Origin of the sequence: Aeromonas sp. ZOR0002, assembly GCF_963866995.1 — a bacterium.
Lineage (GTDB): Bacteria > Pseudomonadota > Gammaproteobacteria > Enterobacterales > Aeromonadaceae > Aeromonas > Aeromonas caviae.
Map to the genome: position 1 here is coordinate 1 of NZ_CAWMFQ010000054.1, position 4251 is coordinate 4251.

Genomic DNA, 4251 nt, shown 5'->3' on the forward strand with positions numbered 1-4251 from the left:
ACCATCTGCGGGCGCAAGGCGTGACCGAGCTGGTCATCAGCCTGATTGCCACCACTCGCAACCAGCCGGCACGGGATTTTCTGGCGAGCCTGCCCACCCGGCCGATAACCACTCCAGCGGGGTTGCTGCCGCTGGCGGACGAGCTGTTCCTCAGTCTGGATCTCTGCTCTCTTTCTCTCCCGTTTTTGGAGTTCTACGCCAATGAATGACCTTATCGCGCTGGCACACCAGCAGTTCCCCCAGGCCAGCGTCAATGCACAGTCTGCCCTCGGCAGTTTTCCCGAGTGGGATTCTCTGGGTCACTTCAACCTGCTGTTGCTGGTCGAACAGCACTATGCCGTGCGGTTCGAGCCGCACGAGCTGGCCGAGTTGAAGAGCCTGACCGACATCCAGCAAGCCCTGCTGCGCAAAGGGGTTGCCGTGTGAAACAGGCACTCGAGCAGGCGCTGACCGAGCTGGGGATCCCCAGAGGCGGCGCCCTGATGGTGCACTCGGATGCCATGGTGGTGGCCCAGTTTGCCGGCATGGGCAACGCCGCAGGCATCGCGGCTTTCTGGACATGCCTCGAACAGTGGCTGGGCGGGCACCTGCTGGTGCCGACCTTCAGTTACAGCCCGATGGCGGACGAGTGCTTCGACCCTGCGCAGACCCCGAGCAAGGTGGGCTTGATGACGGAGCTGTTCCGCCAGCGTGAAGGGGTAGTGCGCACGCGGGATCCCGTCTTCAGCATGGCGATCAGCGGCCCGCAGGGGCCTGCACTGGTGGCGCGGGAGTGTCACGACTGTTTCGGTCAGGAGAGCCCGTTCGGCTGGCTGGCGGAGCAGGACGGCTGGCTGCTGGGGCTGGGTTGCCACCCCGACCGCATCACCTTCACCCACTACGTGGAGCAGCGGCTGGCTGTCTCTTATCGCTATCACAAGATGTTTGCTGGCCGGGTGCGCGTCGATGGCCGCGTGCGGGAGTGGCTGGCGGATTACTATGTGCGCGACCTGTCGCTGGCCAGCGAAATCGACCTCTCCCGGCTGGTGGCCCTGTTGCAGCAGCGGGGCGCCTGGCGCCAGACGCTGTGCCAGCGGGTGCCGGTCTGGGCGGTGTCGTGCCGCGACTTCATCTTGGCTGCCGGCGAATTGCTGGCGGCGGCCCCATACGCCCTGATCCGGGCGGGAGGAGAACCCCATGCAGTTTGATCACATCGGACTGGTGGTGCCGAACCTGGCGAGCGGTGTGGCCTATTGCCGCGACGTGCTGGGGTTGAGCCGCTTCTCGGCGGCAGTGGAAGATCCGCTGCAACGGGTCTGGGTGCAGTTCGCGCACGACGAGCATGGCCTCTGCTACGAGCTGGTCGCCCCGGCTGGCGAGGAGAGCCCGGTTACCCAGGTGCTCAAGACCCGGCGCAACGTCATCAACCACCTTGCCTATCGGGTGAGCTGCCTGCAGGAGAGCGCCGAACGGCTGCGCGAACAGCGTCACCTGCCCCTTGGGCCCAGCCTGCCAGCGATCGCTTTTGGGGGTTCTCATGTCCAGTTTTTTCTCAGTCCCTTGGGACATATTGTTGAGCTAATTGAGGGGGTTGAATGATGCCGAATCATGACAGTTGTTATTTGCCTACAGACTGGGCTGACCAGGATCAGCTTGGCGAACAGCTGCATCGTTTGCTTTCCTTGCTGTTTCCGCTCAATCGCAGCTTGACAGGTGATGGTGTAAGAAAAACATTGGCCCTGTTTCGCGAACATTGTTTACCTGAATTGCAGATTCATGAAGTTGCCAGCGGAAGCACATTTTTTGATTGGACAGTGCCGGATGAGTGGAATGTCAGAGAGGCTTACATCTTGGGACCTGATGGGCACAAGGTGGTTGATTTCAATGATAGTAACTTGCATTTGGTGGGTTACTCAGAACCGGTACGCTGTACTCTCCCTTTAGCAGAATTACAACCTCACTTGCACTCCTTGCCTGAGTTACCGGAAGCCATCCCCTATGTCACGTCTTATTATCAGCGCCGTTGGGGCTTTTGTTTACCCCACAATGTGCGGGAAGCGTTACCCGAAGGAAATTATGAGGTTGTGATCGATACCAGCTTGCAACCGGGCTCACTGACTTATGCCGAGTGGGTGCTACCGGGGGAGAGTGAGCAGGAAATCTTGTTATCCAGCTATGTTTGCCACCCCTCCATGGCCAACAACGAGTTGTCCGGCCCAGGTGTCGGAGTGTTTTTGATGGCCTGGCTGGCCTCCTTGCCTAAGCGACGCTACAGCTATCGATTGATGCTTGTTCCTGAGACAATCGGGGCTATCGTTTATCTCTCTCGCCATCTGGAGCACCTCAAGTCTCATACGTTGGCTGGTTTTAATCTGACATGTATGGGGGATGAAAGGTGTTACTCATTCTTACCATCCAGACAGGGGAATTCTATAGCTGATCGCATAGGACGCCATGTGTTGGGCCATATCGCACCTGATTATATGGCGTATAGCTATCTTGATCGGGGCTCCAACGAACGTCAGCTATGTGCTCCTGGCATAGACTTGCCTGTCACCACCATGATGCGCAGCAAGTACGGTTGTTATTCCGAATACCACACCTCTTTGGACGATCTTACTCTGGTCACGCCGCGGGGGCTGGCGGATAGTTTCCTAGCGTTGCGGCGGGCGATCGAGTGTTTGGAGTTGGATGAATACTGTGAGGCTACCGTATTGGGTGAGCCCCAGTTGGGGCGGCGTGGCCTCTATCCGAATCTATCAACACGCGAGTCCGGTGCACAGGTAAAGGACATGATGAACCTGCTGGCTTACAGCGATGGTCATCTGAGCCTTTTTGAGATTGCCGAGATCATCGAAGTACCGTTTTGGCGAGTCGAGCCCTTGGCTAGAAAGCTTATGGATGCAGGGGTTCTGCGTAGGCGTAGTCGTCCTTGAGAATAGGTATTTCGTTGCATGATGTGATGGATGAGAATCCATAGATATTGCGATCGTTCAACTTTGTTTCATCAATCCTGATCACATCGTTAGGAGAGGATCATGAGATGTCCATATTGTCACAGTGATAACACATTGGTTTTCCTTGAACGCAAGATGCCAGCCGTTTTATCTGCATACTCAGGTGATTTTCCGGTAAAGGTGTCGGAATTGCAGGTCAGTGCCTGCAAAGATTGTCTGGTGGGGTTTGCATCCAAGAAATTATCATCGGAAGAACTAACGGAAATATATGACAACTATCTATATATATCTCCGCTGAATAATATCGGCGCCTCTAAATATGACGGTATGATTGATACCATAACAAGTCATTTTGGCAAAGATGAAAATATACTGGAGATTGGCTGTTCAGAAGGATATTTGCTGAAAAAACTGAACGAGAGCGGATTCTCCAATGTAACAGGAATTGAGCCCGGCCCCCAAGCCGATATTGCGAAGGGCTTGGGGCTTAACGTTATAAAGGGTTATTTTAATGCTAGCCATGTTCCGGACAAGGTAGATGGTTACTATCTTATGCATGTATTTGAGCATTTTGAAGACCCCTTCTCAATCTTTAAATTGATGACGGAAACGTTGAATGATGCCGGAAGAATCGTCATTGAAGTTCCTGATTTTGGTGGTTTTCATGTACAGCACCTCTTCTACTATAATATCTACTTCATGCAAGTTTTGGCCCGTGACAACAAACTTAAAATAATATATCACCGTGTTGAGAATGACAGTTTAAGGGTCGTTTTTGTCAAGACTGAAAATACCCGTTACAACGAAATTGAAGTGGCCTTTGATAAAGCCTTTTATATCAATAATCTCTCAATATTCAAGCAGCGGTGCGATGCATCTCGCGACAGAGTAAATGATTTTCTTAGAAAGGCAGACAGCGTCGTCTGGTGGGGGGCTGGTTCTGCATCAGTGATTCTTCTGAATGGGATTGAGAAAGAGATTTTGGACAGTACGAATATCATTGTCGTTGATGGTGACAAGAATAAAGCCGATCGCATATTGCCTGGTGTGAATCTCAAAGTGAGTTATTTTGAGAAGATCCGTAATCAGCATGTCAGCAATCTGGTAATTGCTTCAAGTTTCTATAAGGAAATATTTGAAACAATGAAAGTTCATGGTGTCACCTATGAACATGTCGAGGTATTTAGTGATGCCTGATTAAAGGCATAAGGAGGAGGAACGTCAGAATGACGTGTAGTAAATAATTTTACTGGTCGGAAATTGATAATGACCGGGTGTACAGATCTAGTTATCACCTGACACCGGCCTCAAACCG

The 4251-nt window shown here is 52.7% G+C and carries 5 protein-coding genes and 1 pseudogene; all 6 read left to right on the forward strand.

The features are described from left to right. Window positions 1–209: pseudogene (locus AACR77_RS03725) on the forward strand (HAD-IIIC family phosphatase); the annotation flags it as partial. Next, window positions 202–426: an acyl carrier protein gene (locus AACR77_RS03730; protein WP_042879826.1), complete on the forward strand. Its 225-nt coding sequence runs from the start codon at window positions 202–204 to the stop codon at window positions 424–426. The pseudogene AACR77_RS03725 and the gene AACR77_RS03730, both read left to right, overlap by 8 nt. Next, window positions 423–1187, forward strand: a complete 765-nt coding sequence (locus AACR77_RS03735) for an AAC(3) family N-acetyltransferase (protein ID WP_042879827.1) — start codon at window positions 423–425, stop codon at window positions 1185–1187. The genes AACR77_RS03730 and AACR77_RS03735 overlap by 4 nt, the downstream gene beginning before the upstream one ends. Beyond that, window positions 1177–1578, forward strand: coding sequence for a VOC family protein (locus AACR77_RS03740; protein WP_042879829.1), 402 nt, complete (start codon window positions 1177–1179; stop codon window positions 1576–1578). The genes AACR77_RS03735 and AACR77_RS03740 overlap by 11 nt, the downstream gene beginning before the upstream one ends. After that, the gene (locus AACR77_RS03745; protein ID WP_042879830.1) at window positions 1575–2915 is read left to right on the forward strand and encodes a DUF4910 domain-containing protein; all 1341 of its coding nucleotides are present in this window, start codon (window positions 1575–1577) and stop codon (window positions 2913–2915) included. The genes AACR77_RS03740 and AACR77_RS03745 overlap by 4 nt, the downstream gene beginning before the upstream one ends. Before the next feature lie 102 nt (window positions 2916–3017). Further along, on the forward strand, window positions 3018–4133 hold the full coding sequence (locus AACR77_RS03750) for a class I SAM-dependent methyltransferase (protein ID WP_081999381.1): 1116 nt from the start codon (window positions 3018–3020) through the stop codon (window positions 4131–4133). Window positions 4134–4251 lie beyond the last annotated feature (118 nt).